At 70.4% G+C, this 20,624-nt stretch carries 21 protein-coding genes; 15 read left to right on the top strand and 6 right to left on the bottom strand.

Features of this window, described 5'->3' with window-relative positions:
• Window positions 1–21: 21 nt before the first annotated feature.
• The gene (locus tag ABIE44_RS02135; protein ID WP_209722797.1) at window positions 22–885 is read right to left on the bottom strand and encodes an ABC transporter substrate-binding protein; all 864 of its coding nucleotides are present in this window, start codon (window positions 883–885) and stop codon (window positions 22–24) included.
• A gap of 22 nt (window positions 886–907) precedes the next feature.
• Between ABIE44_RS02135 and ABIE44_RS02130 the strand changes: the two genes are divergently transcribed.
• Genes ABIE44_RS02130 through ispG form a run of 4 tightly spaced genes read left to right on the top strand, consistent with a single transcriptional unit; the run spans window position 908 to window position 5,992 of the window.
• Complete coding sequence (locus tag ABIE44_RS02130) at window positions 908–2,374, top strand: NAD-dependent succinate-semialdehyde dehydrogenase (RefSeq protein WP_209722800.1); 1,467 nt, start codon at window positions 908–910, stop codon at window positions 2,372–2,374.
• Window positions 2,375–2,383: 9 nt separating this feature from the next.
• Entirely contained in the window at window positions 2,384–3,505 is a 1,122-nt protein-coding gene (locus tag ABIE44_RS02125; protein WP_209722803.1) for a 1-deoxy-D-xylulose-5-phosphate reductoisomerase, read from the top strand.
• Window positions 3,502–4,797: a M50 family metallopeptidase gene (locus ABIE44_RS02120; protein ID WP_209722807.1), complete on the top strand. Its 1,296-nt coding sequence runs from the start codon at window positions 3,502–3,504 to the stop codon at window positions 4,795–4,797. The genes ABIE44_RS02125 and ABIE44_RS02120 overlap by 4 nt, the downstream gene beginning before the upstream one ends.
• Window positions 4,798–4,840: 43 nt before the next feature.
• Window positions 4,841–5,992, top strand: a complete 1,152-nt coding sequence (ispG, locus tag ABIE44_RS02115; RefSeq protein ID WP_209722811.1) for a flavodoxin-dependent (E)-4-hydroxy-3-methylbut-2-enyl-diphosphate synthase — start codon at window positions 4,841–4,843, stop codon at window positions 5,990–5,992.
• 3 nt (window positions 5,993–5,995) lie between these two features.
• Here the strand turns inward: ispG and ABIE44_RS02110 are convergent, their stop codons facing one another.
• Window positions 5,996–6,832 carry a hypothetical protein gene (locus tag ABIE44_RS02110; protein WP_209722815.1) on the bottom strand — a complete coding sequence of 279 codons (837 nt, stop codon included), beginning with the start codon at window positions 6,830–6,832 and terminating at the stop codon, window positions 5,996–5,998.
• Window positions 6,833–6,866: 34 nt separating this feature from the next.
• Here ABIE44_RS02110 and ABIE44_RS02105 point away from each other — a divergent pair, with 34 nt between their 5' ends.
• Window positions 6,867–7,745 carry a GNAT family N-acetyltransferase gene (locus ABIE44_RS02105; protein WP_354437773.1) on the top strand — a complete coding sequence of 293 codons (879 nt, stop codon included), beginning with the start codon at window positions 6,867–6,869 and terminating at the stop codon, window positions 7,743–7,745.
• Between the two features lie 31 nt (window positions 7,746–7,776).
• Window positions 7,777–8,145 (top strand): DoxX family protein, encoded by a 369-nt coding sequence (locus tag ABIE44_RS02100; RefSeq protein WP_209722818.1) that lies wholly within the window; start codon window positions 7,777–7,779, stop codon window positions 8,143–8,145.
• A gap of 1 nt (window position 8,146) precedes the next feature.
• Here the strand turns inward: ABIE44_RS02100 and ABIE44_RS02095 are convergent, their stop codons facing one another.
• Window positions 8,147–8,530, bottom strand: a complete 384-nt coding sequence (locus ABIE44_RS02095) for a hypothetical protein (RefSeq protein ID WP_209722820.1) — start codon at window positions 8,528–8,530, stop codon at window positions 8,147–8,149.
• A gap of 76 nt (window positions 8,531–8,606) precedes the next feature.
• Between ABIE44_RS02095 and ABIE44_RS02090 the strand changes: the two genes are divergently transcribed.
• On the top strand, window positions 8,607–10,388 hold the full coding sequence (locus tag ABIE44_RS02090) for a proline--tRNA ligase (protein WP_209722823.1): 1,782 nt from the start codon (window positions 8,607–8,609) through the stop codon (window positions 10,386–10,388).
• Window positions 10,389–10,456: 68 nt separating this feature from the next.
• Here the strand turns inward: ABIE44_RS02090 and ABIE44_RS02085 are convergent, their stop codons facing one another.
• Window positions 10,457–10,981: a hypothetical protein gene (locus tag ABIE44_RS02085; RefSeq protein WP_209722826.1), complete on the bottom strand. Its 525-nt coding sequence runs from the start codon at window positions 10,979–10,981 to the stop codon at window positions 10,457–10,459.
• Window positions 10,982–11,104: 123 nt separating this feature from the next.
• On the opposite strand from ABIE44_RS02085, the gene ABIE44_RS02080 reads away from it, so the two are divergent.
• The 4 genes from ABIE44_RS02080 (at window position 11,105) to ABIE44_RS02065 (ending at window position 14,725) form a co-directional block, all read left to right on the top strand.
• Window positions 11,105–11,821 carry an HAD family hydrolase gene (locus ABIE44_RS02080; RefSeq protein WP_209722829.1) on the top strand — a complete coding sequence of 239 codons (717 nt, stop codon included), beginning with the start codon at window positions 11,105–11,107 and terminating at the stop codon, window positions 11,819–11,821.
• Between the two features lie 105 nt (window positions 11,822–11,926).
• Window positions 11,927–12,943 carry a hypothetical protein gene (locus tag ABIE44_RS02075; protein WP_209722833.1) on the top strand — a complete coding sequence of 339 codons (1,017 nt, stop codon included), beginning with the start codon at window positions 11,927–11,929 and terminating at the stop codon, window positions 12,941–12,943.
• Window positions 12,944–13,121: 178 nt separating this feature from the next.
• A complete protein-coding gene (locus tag ABIE44_RS02070; protein WP_209722836.1) occupies window positions 13,122–13,622 on the top strand; it encodes an RNA polymerase sigma factor in 501 nt (166 codons plus the stop codon).
• Window positions 13,622–14,725: a hypothetical protein gene (locus ABIE44_RS02065; RefSeq protein ID WP_209722839.1), complete on the top strand. Its 1,104-nt coding sequence runs from the start codon at window positions 13,622–13,624 to the stop codon at window positions 14,723–14,725. Before ABIE44_RS02070 ends, ABIE44_RS02065 begins: the two co-directional genes overlap by 1 nt.
• Before the next feature lie 87 nt (window positions 14,726–14,812).
• Here ABIE44_RS02065 and ABIE44_RS02060 read toward each other — a convergent pair whose 3' ends face one another.
• Both ABIE44_RS02060 and ABIE44_RS02055 read right to left on the bottom strand, forming a co-directional pair.
• Entirely contained in the window at window positions 14,813–15,235 is a 423-nt protein-coding gene (locus ABIE44_RS02060) for a DUF4439 domain-containing protein (RefSeq protein ID WP_209722842.1), read from the bottom strand.
• Entirely contained in the window at window positions 15,232–15,762 is a 531-nt protein-coding gene (locus ABIE44_RS02055; RefSeq protein ID WP_209722845.1) for a hypothetical protein, read from the bottom strand. Before ABIE44_RS02055 ends, ABIE44_RS02060 begins: the two co-directional genes overlap by 4 nt.
• Window positions 15,763–15,854: 92 nt before the next feature.
• Here ABIE44_RS02055 and rimP point away from each other — a divergent pair, with 92 nt between their 5' ends.
• The 4 genes from rimP to infB all read left to right on the top strand — a co-directional run bounded on the left by rimP (window position 15,855) and on the right by infB (window position 20,596).
• Entirely contained in the window at window positions 15,855–16,328 is a 474-nt protein-coding gene (gene rimP / locus ABIE44_RS02050) for a ribosome maturation factor RimP (RefSeq protein WP_209722848.1), read from the top strand.
• Between the two features lie 3 nt (window positions 16,329–16,331).
• On the top strand, window positions 16,332–17,309 hold the full coding sequence (gene nusA / locus ABIE44_RS02045; protein ID WP_209722850.1) for a transcription termination factor NusA: 978 nt from the start codon (window positions 16,332–16,334) through the stop codon (window positions 17,307–17,309).
• The gene (locus ABIE44_RS02040) at window positions 17,267–17,674 is read left to right on the top strand and encodes a YlxR family protein (RefSeq protein WP_354437772.1); all 408 of its coding nucleotides are present in this window, start codon (window positions 17,267–17,269) and stop codon (window positions 17,672–17,674) included. Before nusA ends, ABIE44_RS02040 begins: the two co-directional genes overlap by 43 nt.
• Before the next feature lie 123 nt (window positions 17,675–17,797).
• Entirely contained in the window at window positions 17,798–20,596 is a 2,799-nt protein-coding gene (gene infB / locus ABIE44_RS02035) for a translation initiation factor IF-2 (protein ID WP_209722858.1), read from the top strand.
• Window positions 20,597–20,624: the final 28 nt, after the last annotated feature.

Raw genomic sequence — 20,624 nt, 5'->3', positions numbered from 1 at the left:
CGGCGCGGCGGCCGCAACGGGTTATTCGTCAGACGCCTCGGCGGGGTGCAGCAGGGCCGCGAGCTCTTCGACACCGTCGACCAGCCGGGTGCCGGGGCGGGCCCAGGAGGCGTTCGCGTCCACCGCGTGCACCGGTACGCCGACAGGCAGCACCCCGGCCGCCACCAGCTCCGCGGCGAGCGCCGACGAACCGTCCCGGTCGTAGCCGCAGGGAGCCACCACGACGACCTCGGGAGCGGCGGCGTGCACCTGCTCCCAGGTGACGCGCTCGGACTTGGCGCCCGGCGTCGCGAGCAGCGGATCGCCGCCGGCGAGCCGGATCATCTCCGGGATCCAGTGCCCCGGAGCGAACGGCGGGTCGGTCCACTCCAGGAACATCACGCGCGGGCGGGGCCTCCCTGCGACCCGCGCAGCGACCTCCGCGAGCCGTTCGCGCTGTGCGGCGACGAGCGTGCGGGCCTCGTCGAGATGGCCGGTCGCGGCGCCGAGGGTCTCGATCGAGCCGAGCACCTCGTCCAGCGTGTGCGGGTCGATGGTCAGGACCTCGGCGGTGCAGCCGAGGTGTGCGAGCGCGTCGTCGACCACCGAGACGTCCACGGCGCAGACGGCGCAGAGGTCCTGGGTGACGACCAGGTCGGCGTCCAGGCCCGCCAGGGCGCCCTCGTCGAGGTGGTACAGGTCCTCGCCAGCGGCCATCGCCTCGACGACGAAGGTGTCGATCTGTGCGGGGGTCAGGCCCTCGGGCATGGCCGAGGTGGACACGATCGTCCGGCTGCGCGCCTGTTCGGGGTAGTCGCACTCGAAGGTCACGCCGACGACGTCGTCCCCGGCGCCGATGGCGAACAGGATCTCGGTGGTGGAGGGGAGCAGGCTGACGATCCGCACACGTGAACTCTAAGGTGGACGCATGAGCAGCGAACCCACCGAGCAGTCCGTTCTGTCCGCCGTACCCAAGCAGCTCTACATCGGCGGGGAGTGGCGCGACGCGACCGGCGGCGCGACCTTCGAGGTGGAGGATCCGGCCACCGGCAAGGCCTTGTGCGAGGTCGCCGACGCGACTGCCGGCGACGCCCGGGCAGCCCTGGACGCAGCCGTCGCAGCCCAGGCCGGCTGGGCCGCCACGCCGCCCAACGAGCGCTCGGAGATCCTGCACCGCGCCTTCCTGGCGCTCGGCGAGCAGGCCGAGGAGCTGGCGCTGCTGATGACGCTGGAGATGGGCAAAGCCGTCTCGGAGTCCAAGGGCGAGCTCGCCTACGCCGCCGAGTTCTTCCGCTGGTTCTCCGGGGAGGCCCTGCGCCTCGACGGCTACTACAAGACCTCGGGCAACGGCGCGAGCCGGGTGCTGGTGATGCGTCAGCCGGTCGGCCCCTGCTACTTCATCACCCCGTGGAACTTCCCGAACGCGATGGGCACCCGCAAGATCGGTCCGGCCATCGCCGCTGGCTGCACGATGGTCGTCAAGCCCGCCCAGCAGACCCCGCTGTCGATGCTCGCCCTGGCGAAGGTGCTCGAGGAGTGCGGTCTGCCGCCCGGCGTGCTCAACGTGATCACCGCGACCCGTTCCGGTGAGGTCTCGTCGCCGATCATCGAGGACCCGCGGCTGCGCAAGCTGTCGTTCACCGGCTCGACCGAGGTCGGCAAGAAGCTGATCGCCCAGGCCTCCGACCAGGTCCTCAAGGTCTCGATGGAGCTCGGTGGCAATGCCCCGTTCCTGGTCTTCGCTGACGCCGACATCGACGCGGCCGTCGACGGCGCGATGCTCGCGAAGATGCGGAACATGGGCGAGGCGTGCACCTCGGCGAACCGGTTCCACGTGCACGAGTCGGTGGCCAAGGAGTTCGGCGACAAGCTGGCGGCGCGGATGGGCGCGCTCAAGGTCGGCCGCGGTACCGACGCGGGCATCGACGTCGGGCCGCTGATCGACGCCGCCCAGCAGGGCAAGGTCGCCGAGCTCGTCACCGACGCGGTCACCAAGGGCGCCACCGTGGTCACCGGCGGTAAGAAGGGTGAGGACCGCGGCTACTTCTACGAGCCGACGGTGCTCGTCGACGTCCCGCACGACGCCCGGGTGCTCAGCGAGGAGATCTTCGGCCCCGTCGCCCCGATCGCGACGTTCAAGACCGACGCCGAGGCGATCGAGGCCGCCAACCGCACCGAGTACGGCCTGGTGTCCTACGTCTTCACCAAGGACCTGACCCGGGCCTTCAAGGTCTGCGAGGCGCTCGAGACCGGGATGATCGGTCTGAACCAGGGCATCGTCTCGAACGCCGGCGCCCCGTTTGGTGGCGTGAAGCAGTCCGGCACCGGGCGCGAGGGTGGCAACGAGGGGATCGCGGAGTACCTCGAGACGAAGTACGTCGCGCTCAACATCTAGGCTCCGCGCATGACCACTGAGCGGCGCGACGTCGTCATCCTCGGCTCGACCGGATCGATCGGCACCCAGGCGCTGGACGTGGTCCGTGCGAACCCGGACCGGTTCCGGGTGGTCGGTCTGACTGCAGGCGGGTCCCAGCGCGACCTGTACGACGCCCAGGTCGCCGAATTCGCTCCGGCGTTCTCCGGGCTGGGGGAGAGCGCCTCGGTCGACGCCGCCGCCCTGGACTGCGACGTGGTCCTCAACGGCATCACCGGCGCTGTCGGCCTGCGTCCGACCGTCGCAGCGCTGGAGGCGGGCAACACGCTCGCGCTGGCGAACAAGGAGTCGCTGATCATGGGCGGCTCGGTGGTCACCTCGCGGGCCCGCCCCGGCCAGATCGTGCCGGTCGACAGCGAGCACAGCGCTTTGGCCCAGTGCCTGCGCAGCGGCTCGGAGGCCGAGGTCGCCAAGCTGGTGCTGACCGCGAGCGGGGGACCGTTCCGGGGCCGCAGCCGCGACGAGCTCGCCGAAGTCACCGTCGACGAGGCGCTGGCGCACCCGACCTGGGACATGGGCCCGGTCGTGACGATCAACTCCGCGACGCTGGTCAACAAGGGTCTCGAGGTGATCGAGGCACACCTGCTCTTCGACATCCCGTTCGACCGCATCGACGTCGTGGTGCACCCGACCTCGGTGGTGCACTCGATGGTCGAGTTCACCGACGGCTCCACGATCGCGCAGGCCTCACCGCCGACGATGCTGATCCCGATCGCCCTCGGGATGGCGTGGCCGGACCGGGTGCCAGCGGTGGCGCCGGCGGTCGACTGGACGACGGCCCAGACCTGGCAATTCTTCCCGCTGGACGACGAGGCCTTCCCCGCCGTACGGCTGGCCCGCGAGGCAGGAGCTGCCGGTGGCACCGCTCCGGCGGTCTACAACGCGGCGAACGAGGAGTGCGTGGCGGCGTTCCGTGAGGGGAGGCTGCCGTTCACCGGGATCGTCGACACTGTCGGAGATGTCCTGTTGTCGCACGGTTCCACCCGTACCGACGTAGGCTCGAACCGAACGAACCTCTCCCTGGACGACGTCCTCGACGCCGACGCCTGGGCTCGCACCGAGGTGAAACGTCTGCTGGAGAAGGACCGATGACCGTACTGCTCTACATCGCTGGTGTGCTTGCGATCGTCGTGGGCCTGGCGGTCTCCATCGGGCTGCACGAGTTCGGGCACATGATCCCGGCGAAGAAATTCGGCATCCGGGTCCCGCAGTGGTTCGTCGGTTTCGGCACCACGCTCTGGTCGACCAAGCGCAACGGCACCGAGTACGGCATCAAGGCGTTCCCGCTCGGCGGCTTCGTGAAGATCATCGGGATGCTCCCGCCGCACCCCGACAAGCCGTCGGGCAAGCCGCAGAGCGGCTTCTCCCGCCTGATCTCCGACGCCCGCGAGGCCGAGGCCGCCCTGCTCCAGCCCGGTGACGAGAACCGGATGTTCTACCAGCTGCCGTGGTGGAAGAAGGTCATCGTGATGGCCGGCGGCCCCACGGTGAACCTGGTCATCGCGTTCTTCCTGTTCGGCGGATTGTTCTACTTCCACGGCGTCAGCGAGGCCACGACGACCGTGGCGACCCGCGCGGACTGCGTGATCGCCGTCCCGAAGGGGGAGCAGGCGGCGCGCGACACCTGCCTGCCGACCGACCCTGAGGCGCCGAGCAAGACCGCGGACATCCGCCCCGGGGACAAGATCGTCGCTTTCGACGACACCAGGATCACCAGCTACACCCAGCTCCAGAAGCTGATCCGGTCGCACCCGGACGCCAGCGTCACCATCACCGTGCTGCGCGACGGCGAGACGCTGAAGAAGTCGGTCACCACCCAGGTCAACACGCTGCCCTCGATGGACGACGACCTGAAGTCGGTCAAGGTCGGCTACCTCGGCATCAGCCCCCGTACCGAGAACGTCTCGAAGGGCCCGCTCTACACCGTGGAGCAGATGGGGGACATGACCGTGGAGACGGTCAAGTCGCTCGGCCACATGCCTGCGCGGATCTGGGACGTCGGTCGCGCGGTGCTCGGTCTGCAGGACCGCGACCCCGAGGGCCCGATGAGCGTCGTCGGCATCGGACGTGTCGCCGGAGAGGTCAGCGCGGACGACTCGATCGCCGGCGGCAACAAGGTCGCGTTCATCATCACCCTGCTCGCGGGCGTGAACCTGTTCGTCGGGATGTTCAACTTCGTTCCGCTGCTGCCCCTGGACGGCGGACACATCGCCGGTGCCCTGTACGAGGCGCTGCGGCGGGGCTGGGCCAAGCTGTTCGGCCGCCCGGACCCGGGCCACTTCGACGTCGCGAAGCTGCTCCCCGTGGCCTACGTCACCGCAGGTGTCCTGCTGGTGATGACCGTCCTGCTGGTCTACGCCGATCTCGCGGTCCCGATCACCTGACGCTGATGGGTCCCGGTGCAGGTCAGACCGGTAGCCTGAGGGCATGACTTCGGTTTCGCTCGGCATGCCCGCGGCCCCGCCGCCGGTGCTGAACCCCCGCCGCCCCACCCGCCAGATCAAGGTCGGCAAGGTCGGGGTCGGGAGCGAGTCGCCCGTCTCGGTGCAGTCGATGACCACGACGCTCACCTCGGACGTCAACGCGACCCTTCAGCAGATCGCCGAGCTGACCGCGACAGGCTGCGACATCGTCCGGGTGGCGTGTCCCTCGCAGGACGACGCCGACGCGCTGCCCGAGATCGCGAAGCACTCGCAGATCCCCGTGATCGCGGACATCCACTTCCAGCCCAAGTACGTCTTCGCCGCGATCGAGGCCGGCTGTGCGGCGGTGCGGGTGAACCCGGGCAACATCAAGAAGTTCGACGACCAGATCAAGGAGATCGCCCGAGCGGCCACCGACCACGGGACCTCCATCCGTATCGGCGTCAACGCCGGGTCGTTGGACCCGCGACTCCTGGCCAAGTACGGCAAGGCCACCCCGGAGGCTCTCGTCGAGTCGGCGAAGTGGGAGGCGTCGCTCTTCGAGGAGCACGGCTTCCGCGACTTCAAGATCTCGGTCAAGCACAACGACCCCGTCGTGATGGTGCGCGCCTACGAGCTGCTCGCCGAGGCGGGGGACTGGCCGCTGCACCTCGGGGTCACCGAGGCCGGGCCGGCGTTCCAGGGCACCATCAAGTCGGCGACCGCGTTCGGCGCGCTGCTCTCCCAGGGCATCGGGGACACGATCCGGGTCTCGCTGTCCGCCCCGCCGGTCGAGGAGGTCAAGGTCGGCATCCAGATCCTGCAGTCGCTGAACCTGCGCCCGCGCAAGCTCGAGATCGTCTCCTGCCCGTCCTGCGGCCGCGCCCAGGTCGACGTCTACACCCTCGCCGAGCGGGTCACCGCCGGGCTCGAGGGGATGGAGGTGCCGCTGCGGGTGGCCGTCATGGGCTGCGTCGTCAACGGTCCGGGGGAGGCCCGCGAGGCCGACCTCGGCGTCGCGTCCGGCAACGGCAAGGGTCAGATCTTCGTCAAGGGCGAAGTCATCAAGACCGTGCCCGAGGCGATGATTGTCGAGACCCTCATCGAGGAGGCCATGCGGCTGGCCGAGGAGATGGAGCCCGTCGAGGGCGCCTCCGCGGAGGTCACCGTCTCCTGAGCGCTACCGCGTCGGGGTGACCGAGGCAGAGCTGGTCGGCGTGCCCGAGGGGGTCCCCGTCGGTGTCGTGGCGGGCGTTCCCGACGGCGTTCCACCGGGGGTGCTCGACGGCGTGCTCGTCGGGCTGCTCGTGGCCGTCGGCGCTACCGGCAGCGGGTCGTTCGGGCCGAGCCCCAGCTGTGCTCGCACCGCCTTCTCGATGACCGCGAGCGCCGCGTTGCACCGCACCCACGTCGGGCTGTCCTTCGCCAGGAATTCGAGGTCCTGGAGGGCCGCCTTCACGGCAGCCTCGTCGGTGAGCTCGACCGACGCGAGCTGACCCCAGCCGGGCGCGAGCTCGGCGTTCGCCGCCGCGGCGTTGTCCTCGAGCGTCTTGAGGGCAGCGGCGACCGCAGCCTTCTTCGGCGGTCTGCTCTTCTTGCCGCCCTTGCCCTTCGTCGGAGCCGGCAACGGGTCTGCCAGGTAGCGACCGACGTCGGCGGCGCGCTCGTCGGCCTGGAACTCCATGTCGTAGGGCTGGAGACGGGTGCTGAACTGGCGCAGGGCGGTGATCGCGTCGAGCTGGGCGGCGATCTTCTGCTGGCAGTCGGTCGCGGTGTCGGTGTTCTCGTAGTAGTCCACCGTCGCCACCACGCTCGTCCAGCGGCTGGCCAGTGCGGAGGGGTGCTTGTCCTCGTCCAGACCGACGATCGCGTCCGCGACGTCGCCCCACTGCTTGCGGCACTCGCTGAGTCCCGGGGTCTTCGCCGCGGTGGCCTTCTTCTCCTCGCTGCACCCGGCCGACCCGAGGCCGAGCACGAGGGTCGTGGCCAAGACGACCCTGGCAGCGTGGTTGACCATGTTCTCAAGGTAGCGGTTCCTCTAGGGTGTGGCCGTGATCGTCGCTTCGGAACCGGACGCCGAGCGGCCCGACGGCCGCCCCGGTACCGTGCGCGTCCTCGGCCCGGCTGACCTCTCCGCTGCGCTGGTGGTCCTGGAGGCGGATCCGGTCACCAATGTCTTCGCGGAGTACCGCAGCCGGATCACCCAGCTCGACCAGCGCTGGCTCGGCGGCCAGATGTGGGGCTACGAGCAGGAGGGCGAGCTGCTCTCGCTGTGCCACGTCGGCGCCAACATGGTCCCGGTCCAGGCATCGCCCGAGGCCTGTGCGGCGTACGCCGAGCGGGCGCTGAAGCAGCGCCGGCAGAGCTCGACGATCGTCGGCCCGCGCGATGCCGTCTCCGACCTGTGGGAGGCACTCGAGCCGTCCTGGGGGCCGGCCCGGGACGAGCGCTGGGACCAGCCGCACCTGGAGATCAGCGGTGCCGCCGAGGTGGCGCCCGACCCCGGCGTACGACGGACCGAGCCGCACCAGGTCGACGAGCTCTACCCGTCGTGCGTGGCGATGTACACCGAGGAGGTCGGCGTCTCCCCGGAGAGCGACGGCGGTCGCAACCTCTACCGCGCGCGGGTCTCGCAGCTGGTGAACCGGGGTTGGTCGTTCTCGCGGATCGAGAACGGCAAGGTGCTCTTCAAGGCCGAGATCGCCTGCGCGACGCCGTACGCGTGCCAGGTGCAGGGCGTGTACGTCGATCCGTCCCGCCGCGGGGAGGGCCTGTGCACCAGCGGCATGGCCGCCGTCGCGGAGATCGCGCGGGCCGAGATCGCCCCGACGGTGGCGCTGTACGTCAATGCGCACAACGCTCCGGCGAGGGCGGCGTACGCGAAGGTCGGGTTCCAGCAGACGGCGACGTTCTCGACCTTGATGTTCTGAGCCGGTTCGCCCACATGGCTAGGGTGGCGCCATGACTGCACCCCTGCGCCGTGACGCCAAGCTCCTCGCTACCGGATTCCTCGCCTCGGGCACGGTGCACCTCGTCAAGCCGGACGTGTGGGAACCGCTGATGCCGGACTGGGTCCCGGCGCACCGCGAGGTGATCATCTGGTCGGGTGTCGCCGAGATCGCCTGCGCCGCGGGCCTGCTGTTCCCGCCGACCCGCAAGGTCGCGGGTCTCGCCAGCGCCGCGCTCCTCGCCGGGGTGTACGTCGGCAACGTGAAGATGGCCGTCGACGCCTCGAAGTCGAAGAGCCTGCCGCTCAAGGCAGCGGCGTACGGGCGGCTGCCGCTGCAGTTCCCGATGATCCGGGCCGCCTTGCGCGCGGGCCGGAGCTGACTCAGCCGACCGGCGTCGCGCCGGCCCCGGAGAGCCGGTCGGCCTCGCGCAGGTCCTTGAAGAACCGGTACGCGACCCGGATCTTCTCCGGGCCGGCCTCGATCCGGTGCCAGATGCCCGAGCCCGGCCCGAGCCGGGTGGTCCGGGGGAGCTCGAAGGCGACGGCCTGGGGCTTCATCGAGCTCCAGTGGCCGCCGTCGAGCACCAGGACGCGGCGGTCGGTGACCGCGACCTGGCGGTACCGGTTGATGAAGAGGAACGGGATGAATCCCACGAGTGGCGCCAGCCACTGGCTGTGCGACTGCCCGATGAAGACGACCTGAAGCTGTTCGCCCGGCTGGAGGTACGGCTGTACTGCGGTCGCGAGCTTGTCCCTGAGAGCCATGGCGGAAGCCTAGAGAACGACGAGCACGGGCGGAACCGCCTAGTTGCCCCGGCACCCCCGCAGATAGCCTCTCCCCATGATCTTGAGGATGTCGTCCCTGTTCGTCCGGACGCTGCGCGATGACCCCGCCGACGCGGAGGTTCCCAGTCACCGGTTGCTGGTGCGGGCCGGCTACATCCGGCGGGCCGCGCCGGGCATCTACACCTGGCTGCCGCTGGGGCTGCGGGTGCTGCGCAACGTCGAGGACATCATCCGCGAGGAGATGGACGCGATGGGCGCCCAGGAGCTGCAGTTCCCGGCGCTGCTGCCCCGGGAGCCCTACGAGGCGACGGGTCGGTGGACCGACTACGGCGACGGCATCTTCCGGCTCAAGGACCGCAGGGACGGCGACTACCTCCTCGGCCCCACGCACGAGGAGATGTTCACGCTCGTCGTGAAGGACCTGTACTCCTCCTACAAGGACCTGCCCGTCTGGCTCTACCAGATCCAGACGAAGTACCGCGACGAGGCGCGTCCCAGGGCGGGCATCCTGCGCGGACGCGAGTTCGTCATGAAGGACTCCTACTCCTTCGACACCACCGACGAGGGCCTGGACGCCTCCTACGCCGCGCACCGCGCCGCGTACGTCAAGACCTTCGACCGGCTCGGGTTCGACTACGTGATCGTCAAGGCCACGGCCGGGGCGATGGGTGGCTCGAAGTCGGAGGAGTTCCTCGCGAAGGCTGCCGTCGGTGAGGACACCTACGTCGCCTGCACCACCTGCGACTACGCGGCCAACGTCGAGGCCGTCGAGGTGCCCGCTCCCGCCGCTGTCGGGTACGACGACGTACCGGCCGCGCACGCGGAGGACACGCCGGACACGCCCACCATCGACACGCTCGTCGCGCTGCTCAACGAGAAGCACCCGCGCGAGGACCGGCCCTGGGCTGCCGGCGACACCCTCAAGAACGTCCTCGTCGTGCTCAAGCACCCCGACGGCACCCGGGAGCCGCTGGCGATCGGTCTGCCTGGCGACCGCGAGGTCGACCAGAAGCGTCTGGAGGGCCAGCTCGAGCCGATCGAGGTCGAGCCGATGGGGGAGGCCGAGCTCGCCAAGCACGCCGCCCTGGTCAAGGGCTACATCGGCCCCGGCGTCCTCGGTGAGGAGTCGACGTCGGGCATCCGCTACCTCGTCGACCCCAGGGTGTCGGCGGGCACCCGCTGGGTCACCGGTGCGAACGAGGCCGGCAAGCACGTGATCGACCTCGTCGTCGGGCGCGACTTCACCCCGGACGGCACCATCGAGGCCGCCGACGTGCGCGACGGCGACGCCTGCCCGGTGTGCGCGGTCGAGGGACGTGACGGGACCCTGGAATCCGAGCGCGGCATCGAGATGGGCCACATCTTCCAGCTCGGCCGCCTGTACGCCGAGGCGCTCGACCTCAAGGTGCTCGACGAGAACGGCAAGCAGGTCGTTGTCACGATGGGCTCCTACGGCATCGGCGTCTCGCGCGCCGTCGCGGCGATCGCCGAGGGCAACAACGACGAACTCGGCCTCGTGTGGCCACGCGAGATCGCGCCTGCCGACGTGCACGTGGTCGCCGCGGGCAAGGAGGCCGAGATCTTCGACGCGGCCGCGGCACTCGCTGACGCGCTGTCGGGCGCTGGCCTCGACGTGATCTACGACGACCGTGCCGGCAAGGTCAGCCCCGGCGTGAAGTTCAAGGACGCCGAGCTGATCGGCGTCCCGACGATCGTGACGGTCGGTCGCGGCCTGGCCGACGGCACGATCGAGATCAAGGACCGTCGTACGGGCGAGCGGACCGAGGTGGCCGTCGGCGACGCTGCCGAGCGTCTCGTCAGCCTGGTGCGCAGCTGATCTGAACGACAGCGGGCCCCGGCACCAGCCGGGGCCCGCTGCGTCGTACGGGGTCTACCTGCAGGACGTCACCGGTGGTGGCGGTAGTGACGGTGACCCTTCTTGGCGAAGGCGTCGCCGGCGTCGAACGCGTCCGCGCCGGCCGCCTTGTCGATCGAGTCGGCGCCGGCATCGGTGAGCCGGAGGACCGTGCGGTGGTGGCCACGGTGCGTGGCGCGCGCCTTCCGGTCGGAGTCGCGGAACTTCAGCACGGCGATCCGCTCGCCGCCGACCACGGCGGTGACCTTGTTCTTCCGCTCGTTGATCCTGATCCGCGACCAGGTCACGTCGGCGTTCGTGCCGTCGAACGTGATCGACCCGCGCGCACCGTTGCGGTCGTGCGCGAGGCGGCTGTGGCGGGCGTTGCCGCCCCACTCCAGGTCGACGTCGAACTTGTCGAGCGTGGCGGCCGCGCTCCTGGTCAGCGAGAAGCCCTTGCCGCCGTTGCGGTGGTGCGATCCGTCGGCGTTCGCCGGCGCAGCGGTCGCGCCGAGGGTGCCGATGCTGAGTGCCGCGACGGCTCCAGCCGCCAGGTTCCGGGTGATGCGTGCCATGAGTAATCACCTCCAGGGAGTTCGGTTGTCATGGCTCCAGCGACCGTGCCCGCCTGGTTCGATCCGAAACACCTCCGCCAAAATCGCGTGCTCGGTCGCCTTGCTCCTCGGTAGGTTCGCCCGGTGAACCGTGCACCTGTTGACGCCGTCATCTTTGACTGGGGCGGCACGCTGACCGCCTGGCACGACATCGACTTCCACGCCGAGTCGCTCGCCCTGGCCCAAGCCGTCGTGAGTACACCGACACCCGAGGACGACCACCACCGCTACGCCACCGCGCTGCACCAGGCCGGGTCGGTCGTGTGGGGCTGGAGCCGCGACGAGCAGCGCAGCGCCACCGTCGACGACCTGTTCGAGCAGGCAGGGCTCAGCCACGACCCCGAGCTGCTGACGGCGTACCGCGAATTCTGGGAACCGCACACGCTGACCGACCCCCAGGTCGGCCCGTTGTGGACCGAGCTGCGTGCACGGGGGATCAAGGTCGGGGTGCTGTCGAACACCTTGTGGCCGCGGTCGTGGCACCGCGGCTGGTTCGAGCGCGACGGTGTCCTGGACCTGATCGACGGGGACGTGTACACCAGCGAGATCCCCTGGACGAAGCCCTCGCCGAAGGCTTTCGGAGCCGCGATGGAGGCGATCGGAGTCAGCGACCCGGCGCGCTGCGTGTACGTCGGCGACCGGCTGTTCGACGACGTCTGGGGCGCGCACAACGCCGGGATGAAGGCCATCCACGTGCCGCACAGCGTGATCCCGGCGGAGCAGGTCGGGCACACGGAGGGAGAGCCGGACGCGGTCGTGCACGAGCTCGCCGAGATCCCTGCCGTGATCGACTCCTGGTAGACCAGCGGGAACCCGGTCGACACGCCGTGTAACGCATCCGGGGGCACCTGCGCTGGTAGGTGGTGAGAGGCGATCCCGTCGCCGTCCCAGCCAGGAGGCCCTTGCATGTTCTCGTCCCTGCTTCGTCGTACGGCGACCGTCGCGGCTCTCGCGACCGCTGCCGCGACGCTGGTCTCCGTCGGCAGCGCCGTCGGCGCCGGCCCGCACACGACGTCGATCGCGATCCGCGCCACCAAGGCAGCGGTCGCACCTGGCGGCAGCGTCGCCATCAACGGCAGTCTTCGCATCGGAGGCGGTCAGGCGCTGCCGGGCAAGACCGTCACGCTGGAGGCGAAGCTCCCGGGCGAGGATGCGTTCCTCCCCGTCGGCACCGACGTCAGCGGCCCGCAGGGCGGTCTCTCCCTGACGGTCACGCCGGCCGAGACGACGCGCTACCGCTGGTCGTTCCCCGGCGATGCGGCAGCGAACAAGTCCCGCAGCGGTGTCGCGACCGTCAAGGTCCGGGTCCCGACCCACACCGCGACCCGCAAGGCGGCGTCGCTGTCGATCCGTCGTGCCACCGCGGTCGTCAACCCTGCGGGCTACGACACGGTGAGCGGCCGGTTGCTGTCGAAGAAGAAGCCGATCCGTCACAAGATCGTCGTGCTGCTGGCACGCAAGGCCGGCGCCACCGAGTGGGGCTTCGGAGCCGCGAAGCGGACCAACCACAACGGTCGTGTCCAGTTCACGGTCAAGCCGCTGGTGAAGACGTCCTACAAGCTCGTCTTCCAGGGCACCAAGAAGTACCGCAAGGCCCGCAGCGCCGTGGTGCACGTCGGGGTCCGGTCCACCGCGCTGACCTCCGCGGTCTCCGCAGGCACGATCACGCGTGGCAGCTCAGCGACCGTCAGTGGCGTGCTGACCAAGTCGGCCGTCGCGTACGCCGGCCAGAACGTCCAGCTGTGGGGCAAGCCGGTCGGCACGAAGAAGTTCGCAGCACTGGCGTCGGCGGTCTCGGGAGCCGACGGCAGCGTGACCTTCACCGTCACGCCGACCCGGTCGATGCGGTACTACCTGTTCTTCCCCAAGACCGCTGAGGCGCCTGCGGCGCGGAGTGCGACTCGTACCATCGTCGTGAAGTAACCAGCTCCGCGTGGTTCCACCAAGCCGTCGCCTCCCGTCGGCCTAGCGAAGGGATACCGGTCTGACCGGATCCGAACGCCCAGATCCGTCTCGTCGGCCTGATCACCGCACTGGTCAGGCCGACGAGTCGCTGGACCTCGCTCTCGAGCAGGCCCGGAACGGCGAGGAAGCGGGATTCGTGGAGCTCTGGCGCACGTTGCACCCCCCGCTGCTGCGCTACCTGACCGTCGGGAGGAACGACTCGCCCGAGGACCTGGCGGCCGAGACCTGGTTCCAGGTCATCCGGGATCTGCCGAAGTTCCAGGGCAGCTCCCGGGACTTCCGCGGATTCCTGTTCACCGTCGCCCGCAACCGGGCGATCGACCAGGGCAGGGGCCGTACGGCGAGACCGGTGATCTACCTCGCCGAACCGATCGACGACGAGGTGGCGCCGAGCGCCGAGGCGGACGCGCTGGAGAGCGTCTCCACCCGGGCCGCGCTCGACCTGGTGGCGACACTGCCCCGCGAGCAGGCCGAGATGGTGATGCTCCGGGTGGTCGCCGGCCTGGACGTCGCGACCGTGGCCGAGATGGTCGGCAAGAAACCCGGCACCGTCCGGGTCAGCGTCCACCGGGCGCTGAGAGCACTGGCGGAGAACCCGCGCGCACGCGCGAACGACGAGCACGAGGAGGTGGGGTAGTGATCGAGAACGACGACGAGGACTTCTCCTCCGACGACCCCATCGTGCGCGCCCTGCGCGCACCCGGAACCCCCGACGAGCTCGCCGGCGAACGCGATTTCGTCGCTGCCTTCGCTGCGCAGCGTCACCACGGGTCGGTACGCCGGATCTTCAGCCGTGTCGGGGTCGGCGCGACCACGGCGGTGGCGGCGGTCGCGCTCTCGACGGGTGTCGCGGCGGCGTACACGGGCGGTTTGCCGGACCCGGTGCAGGAGCTTGCGCACGACGTGCTCGGGCCGGTCGGCGTACCCGCGCCGGATCCGGTACGTCCCCCCGTCGTCTCGCGCACCCCGGAGCGGACCGCCGGCGCGTCGCCGACCGCGGGCGCCACCGGCCCGACCGCCACGCCCACCCCGACGGCCTCCGCCACCGAGCCGTCGGCACCGGGCTCGACGGCGACCGCCAGCTCCTTGCCGACGACGTCCGCGCCGCCGACCGCGCCCATCGGCGCGCCCACGCCGACGGCGAGCTCGTCGACCGGTGCGACAGTGCCTCCGGTACGCCGCGTCCCCGCCGCGGTCTCGATCGAGGTCTCCGACCGCCGCGTGCCTGCCGACACCCCGGTGACCGTCACGGGCGTCGTCACGGCTGAGGACGGACACCGGTTGCGCAAGCGCTCGGTCCGCCTGATGGCCCGGGTCGGCAAGCAGCGCTGGACCCAGGTTGCCGCGGCGAAGACCGACAGGCGGGGCCAGGTGGCGATCACCAGCCCGGCGCTCGCGCGGACCTCCGAGCTGCGCCTGGCCACTGCGAACAAGGTGCGGAGCAACGCCGTCCGCGTGGTCGTCGTCCCGGTGGTGACCGCGAGCAGCACGAACGAGGGTGGCACGACCACCATCACGGTCTCGGTGCGCGGCGCCAGGGCGGGAGACGCCGTCGCCGTGCTCCGGCGCAAGGACGGCACGTACGTCCGGCTGACGCAGGCCGGGCTCGATGCCGACGGCACCGCGGTGCTGACCGTGCCGACGCCCAGGAGGCAGGTGCGGCTCGTCGTACGGGTGCTGTCGACCCCGCAGCACCCGAGCGCTCAGACGAGCCTGAGGGTCGGACCGGAAGCGGGCTGAGCCCACCCTGCAGGAAGTTGCGGGGTTGTGCAGTGCACGAACCGGAAGCGGCGCGGTTGTTTCATCAGGTGCCGGGAACGGACAAGATCAAGACACGGAGCCGGGGAACATCTCGGGGGTTCCTCGGAGCTCCACCTGACGGACGGCTGCGCTGTCGAGAGCGACAAGGGCCCATCGGCGTTCTGCGCCGGCGGTGTTCTCGACGAGCTGGCCGTAGGTCTTGACGATGCGGCGCTCCAGCTGGAGCGCCGCATCGTTCAATTCTGCGGACGTGTCGAGCTTGGCCGGGATCGCGTAGGCCACCGCTGAAGCGACCGGCTCGGCGCCCGCTGCCCGCACCAGGGCCGCGAGCCGGTCCCGGTTGCGGCGGTGGAGCCGGTAGCCCTCGGACAGCTGGGCGTACAGCTGCGGCTGGGTGGACTCCGATGCCTGGGCGCCGAGCACCCCGCTCAGGTACACCGCGGCGTGCTCGTCGGCGAGGGCAGCCTGCAACGCGTCGACCGGGGTCATCCCAGGACCGCCAGCTGCTGGGAGATCCCCGCGGTCATCGTGGCGAGCAGTCGCGCGAACGGACCGCTCTCGGCACGCAGCGCCAGGCCGACGAGCTGGTCGTGAAGGGCCTTCTCGGCGGTGCGGACGTCCTTCATCGCCAGTGGGCGAGAGGCCGGAGCTGCCGGGGGAGCCTGGGCAGGTGCCGGGTCGACGTCGTCCGGTACGGCGTCCTGCAGCGCCTCCAGGTGCGCCTGGTGCAGGGCGGTCAGGCCGGCCAGCTTCGGTCCGAGACCCGGGAAGGTCGACGTCGCGAGCCGGACCTTCTCCTGGGTCGCGAGCAGCAGGCCGACGGCCGTGACGGCGAGACCGACGTCGGGAGCGAGGTCCTGGACGACCTCGGCTGCCGGCTCCTTGGTCGAGTCGAACGGGTTGTTCAGCGCACACCCGGAGAGGAGGGCCGCCGTGCCCAGGGCACCGCTCGCCAGCACGGTGCGTCGGCGAAGGACCGTCGGGCCGGTGCGGGGGAACGGGTCTGTCGGTGCCATCGTGCGCATCGTATCCAGCGCGGGGGTGGGATCCCGCGTTGCCCGGTTGCACTAGGGTTGGGGAACCACAACAACAGAGCAGGAGGTCGCCCATGGGTGTTCCGGGTACGACGGACATCATCGACCGCCTGACAGCCCTGCTGAGCGGGCCGGTGCAGGGCCTCGGCCTCGACCTCGAGGCGCTCGACCTGTCGAAGGCAGGCAAGCGGTCGGTCCTGCGCGTCGCCGTGGACAAGGACGGCGGGGTGAGCATGGACGACGTCGCCGAGGCCACCAAGGTGGTCTCCGACGCGCTCGACGAGGCCGACCTCATGGGGGGCAACCCGTTCACGCTCGAGGTCACCTCTCCCGGCGTCGACCGTCCGCTGACGCTGCCACGGCACTGGCGTCGCAACGCCACCCGGCTGGTCAAGGTGAGCCTGACCGAGGGCGAGGAGCTGACCGGTCGCATCGTCACCAGCGACGAGGACTCCGCGACGCTGGACGTGGGCGGCACCGAAGTCACGGTCGCACTCGCGTCCGTGGCCAAGGCCAAGATCCAGATCGAATTCAAGAGGGAAGGCTGAGACGTGGACATCGACATGAGCATCCTGCGCTCGCTCGAGCGGGAGAAGGAGATCTCCTTCGACATCCTGGTCGAGGCGATCGAGCAGGCGCTGCTGACGGCGTACCACAAGTCGCCGGGGGCGCTGGAGAAGGCGCGGGTCCACCTGGACCGCAAGTCGGGTCACGTCGTCGTGTACGCCCAGGAGACCACCGAGGACGGGGTCCCCGAGGGCGAGGAGTTCGACGACACCCCGGCCGACTTCGGCCGGATCGCCGCCACGACGGCGAAGCAGATCATGCTGCAGCGGCTCCGCGACGCCGAGGACGAGATCAAGTTCGGGGAGTTCTCCGGCAAGGAGGGCGACATCGTCTCCGGACTGATCCAGCAGGGTCGCGACCCCCACGACGTGATGGTCGACCTGGGCAAGCTCGAGGCGCTGCTGCCCTCGGGCGAGCAGGTCCCGGGGGAGGACTACTCGCACGGTTCCCGGCTCAAGGCGCTGGTGGTCAGCGTCCGCAAGGGCATGCGGGGGCCGCAGGTGATGCTTTCGCGCACCCACCCGAACCTGGTGAAGAAGCTGTTCGCCCTCGAGGTCCCGGAGATCGCCGACGGCACGGTCGAGATCGTCGCCATCGCCCGCGAGGCCGGCCACCGGACCAAGATCGCGGTGCGGACCGACGTCGCCGGGGTCAACGCGAAGGGCTCCTGCATCGGTCCGATGGGCCAGCGGGTCCGGAGCGTGATGGCTGAGCTGCACGGCGAGAAGATCGACATCGTCGACTGGTCCGAGGACCCGGCGGAGATGGTCGCCAACGCGCTCAGCCCGGCTCGGGTCACCAGCGTCACGGTCGTCGACGAGGCTGCGCGGGCCGCCCGGGTCGTCGTCCCGGACTTCCAGCTGTCGCTCGCGATCGGCAAGGAGGGGCAGAACGCCCGCCTGGCCGCCCGTCTGACGGGGTGGCGCATCGACATCCGCTCCGACGAGGCGCCCGAGGACTGAGCAGGAGTCGGCCGCGCAGCGGCCAGCCGGTTCGGAGTCGCGACCGGAACGCGCTAGACTCCTCGCTGGTGACCCCCCAAGACCCCCGACGCCCTTCCGAGCCTGTTCGGACGTGCATCGGGTGCCGGAAGCGGGCCGCCAAGAGTGAGCTGCTACGAGTCGTCGCAGGCGCCGGGACGGTCGTCCCGGATCCGGGCGGCTCGGCGCCGGGTCGCGGAGCGCACCTGCATCCGTCCCTTGCGTGCTTCGAGCTCGCCGAGCGAAAGCGTGCCTTCGGCCGGGCCCTGCGTCACGACGCGGGGAGCGGTGCGGGAGCGCTGGACCTGGCCGGGCTCCGCGAGCACCTCACCACCCCTGTCCGATGAACCGAGATGAAACTGGAGCATCAGCTCATGAGCCTGCGATGAGAACTTCGCGATGAGCATGCACATCAACTAGCGGTCCGCAGACCCCGGTTCATCCCCGGGCTCGGACCAGGAGGAACAAGAGTGTCCAAGGTCCGAGTCCACGAGCTCGCAAAGGAATACGGCGTCACCAGCAAGGACGTGCTGGGGATGCTGAGCGAGCTCGGCGAGTTCGTCAAGGCTGCTTCGTCGACGGTGGAGCCCCCCGTCGTGAAGCGCTTCCAAGACAAGTACGGCGCCGAGCTGACCGCCAAGGCGGAAGCAGCGGCGGCGAAGAAGGCCGCCAAGAAGGCGCCCGCCAAGAAGGCTGCTGCCAAGACCGCCGAGGCGCCTGCCGAGGCTGAGGTCGAGGCTCCGGCTGCCGAGGAGGTGGCTCCGGCTGCGGCAAAGGCTGCTCCGCGCCCGGGCCCGCGCACCAAGGCGACCGAGGTCGTCGAGGAGACGCCCGAGCCCGAGGCCCCCGCGGCACAGGCGCCGGTCGTCGAGCCCCCGGCCGAGGAGCCGCCGGCCGCCGAGGCGCCCGCCGCGCCGAAGCCGCCCACCCCGGGCGCACCGCGCCCCGGCAACAACCCGTTCGCCTCCACGCAGGGCATGGGCCGTCGTCCGGCGGCTCCCGCCCCGCGCGACGGTGGTGCGCCGGGTGCCCCGGCCGCCGGTGCTCCGGCCGGCCGGCCCGGTATGCCGCGCCCGAACCCGGCGATGATGCCCAAGTCCCCGGCCGCCTTCGGTGGTGGCCCCGGCGGTGCGCGTCCGCGTCCCGGCGGTCCTGGTGCCGGTGGTCCCGGTCGTGGCGGTCCCGGCGGTGCGCCGGGTCGCGGCGGTCCGGGTGCTCGTCCTGGTGCCGGCGCAGGAGCTCCCGGTCGCGGCGGCTTCGGCGGCGGTCCCGGTGGTGCTCCCGGTGGTGGCGGTCCCGGTGGCCGCCCCGGCGGCGGTGGCCGCCCCGGTCAGCGCGGCAGCACCCAGGGTGCCTTCGGCCGCCCGGGTGGCCCGTCGCGTCGTGGTCGCAAGTCGAAGCGCGCGCGTCGTCAAGAGTTCGAGCAGATGGAAGCGCCCACGATCGGCGGCATCCGCGTCCGCAAGGGCAACGGCGAGACCGTGCGTCTCGCTCGTGGTTCCTCGCTGACGGACTTCGCCGAGAAGGTCGGCGTCGACCCGGCATCGCTGGTGCAGATGCTGTTCTCGCTCGGCGAGATGGTCACCGCGACCGAGTCGGTCAACGACGAGACGCTGGAGCTGCTCGGCGAGGAGCTCAACTACGTCCTCGAGATCGTCTCCCCGGAGGACGAGGACCGCGAGCTGCTGGAGTCCTTCGACCTGGAGTTCGGCGCCGACGAGGGCGACGAGGAAGACCTGGTCATCCGGCCGCCGGTCGTGACCGTCATGGGTCACGTCGACCACGGTAAGACGAAGCTCCTCGACGCGCTCCGCAACGCGAACGTCGTCGACAAGGAGGCCGGTGGCATCACCCAGCACATCGGTGCCTACCAGGTGCACGCCGAGGTGGACGGCAACGACCGCCGGATCACCTTCATCGACACCCCCGGTCACGAGGCCTTCACGGCCATGCGTGCCCGTGGTGCCCAGGCCACCGACATCGCGATCCTCGTGGTCGCGGCCGACGACGGCGTGATGCCGCAGACGGTCGAGGCGTTGAACCACGCCAAGGCCGCCGGCGTCCCGATCGTGGTCGCGGTGAACAAGATCGACAAGCCCGAGGCGGACCCGACCAAGGTCCGCGGACAGCTGACCGAGTACGGCCTGGTGCCCGAGGAGTACGGCGGCGACGCCATGTTCGTCGACGTCTCGGCGAAGTCGAACCTCAACCTCGACAAGCTGCTCGAGGCCGTCGTGCTGACCGCCGACGCCTCGCTCGACCTGCGTGCCAACCCGCGTCAGGACGCGCAGGGTCTCGTCGTCGAGGCGCACCTGGACCGCGGTCGCGGCCCGGTCGCCACGATCCTGGTGCAGCGCGGAACGCTCCGTGTCGGCGACTCGATCGTCGCCGGTCCGGCGTACGGCCGCGTGCGCGCCATGCTCGACGAGCACGGCGAGAACATCGAGGAGGCCGACCCGTCGCGTCCGGCCATGGTGCTGGGTCTCTCCGGGGTCCCCGGCGCGGGTCAGAACTTCATCGTGGTCGAGGACGACCGTATGGCCCGTCAGATCGCCGAGAAGCGGGAGGCGCGCGAGCGTGCCGCCATGCAGGCCAAGCGCCGCGTGCGTCGCAGCCTCGAGGACTTCATGGCGTCGATGGAGAAGGGCGAGAGCCAGGAGCTCAACCTCATCCTCAAGGGCGACGTGTCCGGTTCGGTCGAGGCTCTCGAGGACGCGCTGGCCCAGATCGACGTCGGCGACGACGTCAGCCTGCGCGTCATCGACCGCGGTGTCGGTGCGATCACGGAGACCAACGTCGACCTGGCCGCCGCCTCCGACGCGATCATCATCGGCTTCAACGTCCGCCCGCAGGGCAAGGCGAGCCAGATGGCCGACAAGGAAGGCGTCGAGATCCGGTACTACACCGTGATCTACCAGGCCATCGAGGAGATCGAGGCGGCCCTCAAGGGCATGCTCAAGCCGGAGTTCGAGGAGTCGGTGCTGGGTCAGGCGGAGATCCGTGCGATCTTCCGCTCGTCCAAGATCGGCAACATCGCCGGTTGCATGGTCACCAGCGGCCTGCTGCGGCGCAACGCCAAGGTCCGGGTCATCCGCGACGGTGCCGTCATCGTCGAGACCGCCGACCTGGCATCGCTCAAGCGCGAGAAGGACGACGCCTCCGAGGTCCGTGAGGGCTTCGAGTGCGGTCTCGTCGTCAAGGGCTTCAACGACATCAAGGAAGGCGATGTCATCGAGGCCTACGAGATGAGGGAGATCCCGCGCGGCTGATTCGACGCGCCGGCGGCGGTCCGGTTTC

Source organism: Marmoricola sp. OAE513, assembly GCF_040546585.1.
Classification (GTDB): Bacteria; Actinomycetota; Actinomycetes; order Propionibacteriales; family Nocardioidaceae; genus Marmoricola.
Note: the sequence above shows the minus strand (reverse complement) of the source record. Positions and strands in the feature narration are given on the sequence as shown.

Coding starts and splice junctions, on each gene's coding strand:
- rimP (WP_209722848.1), top strand. CDS start 15,855: ATGGGTGTTCCGGGTACGACGGACATCATCGACCGCCTGACAGCCCTG.
- ispG (WP_209722811.1), top strand. CDS start 4,841: ATGACTTCGGTTTCGCTCGGCATGCCCGCGGCCCCGCCGCCGGTGCTG.
- ABIE44_RS02095 (WP_209722820.1), bottom strand. CDS start 8,530: ATGGCTCTCAGGGACAAGCTCGCGACCGCAGTACAGCCGTACCTCCAG.
- ABIE44_RS02130 (WP_209722800.1), top strand. CDS start 908: ATGAGCAGCGAACCCACCGAGCAGTCCGTTCTGTCCGCCGTACCCAAG.
- ABIE44_RS02075 (WP_209722833.1), top strand. CDS start 11,927: ATGTTCTCGTCCCTGCTTCGTCGTACGGCGACCGTCGCGGCTCTCGCG.
- ABIE44_RS02100 (WP_209722818.1), top strand. CDS start 7,777: ATGACTGCACCCCTGCGCCGTGACGCCAAGCTCCTCGCTACCGGATTC.
- ABIE44_RS02060 (WP_209722842.1), bottom strand. CDS start 15,235: ATGACCCCGGTCGACGCGTTGCAGGCTGCCCTCGCCGACGAGCACGCC.
- ABIE44_RS02125 (WP_209722803.1), top strand. CDS start 2,384: ATGACCACTGAGCGGCGCGACGTCGTCATCCTCGGCTCGACCGGATCG.
- ABIE44_RS02055 (WP_209722845.1), bottom strand. CDS start 15,762: ATGGCACCGACAGACCCGTTCCCCCGCACCGGCCCGACGGTCCTTCGC.
- ABIE44_RS02090 (WP_209722823.1), top strand. CDS start 8,607: ATGATCTTGAGGATGTCGTCCCTGTTCGTCCGGACGCTGCGCGATGAC.
- ABIE44_RS02120 (WP_209722807.1), top strand. CDS start 3,502: ATGACCGTACTGCTCTACATCGCTGGTGTGCTTGCGATCGTCGTGGGC.
- ABIE44_RS02110 (WP_209722815.1), bottom strand. CDS start 6,832: ATGGTCAACCACGCTGCCAGGGTCGTCTTGGCCACGACCCTCGTGCTC.
- ABIE44_RS02085 (WP_209722826.1), bottom strand. CDS start 10,981: ATGGCACGCATCACCCGGAACCTGGCGGCTGGAGCCGTCGCGGCACTC.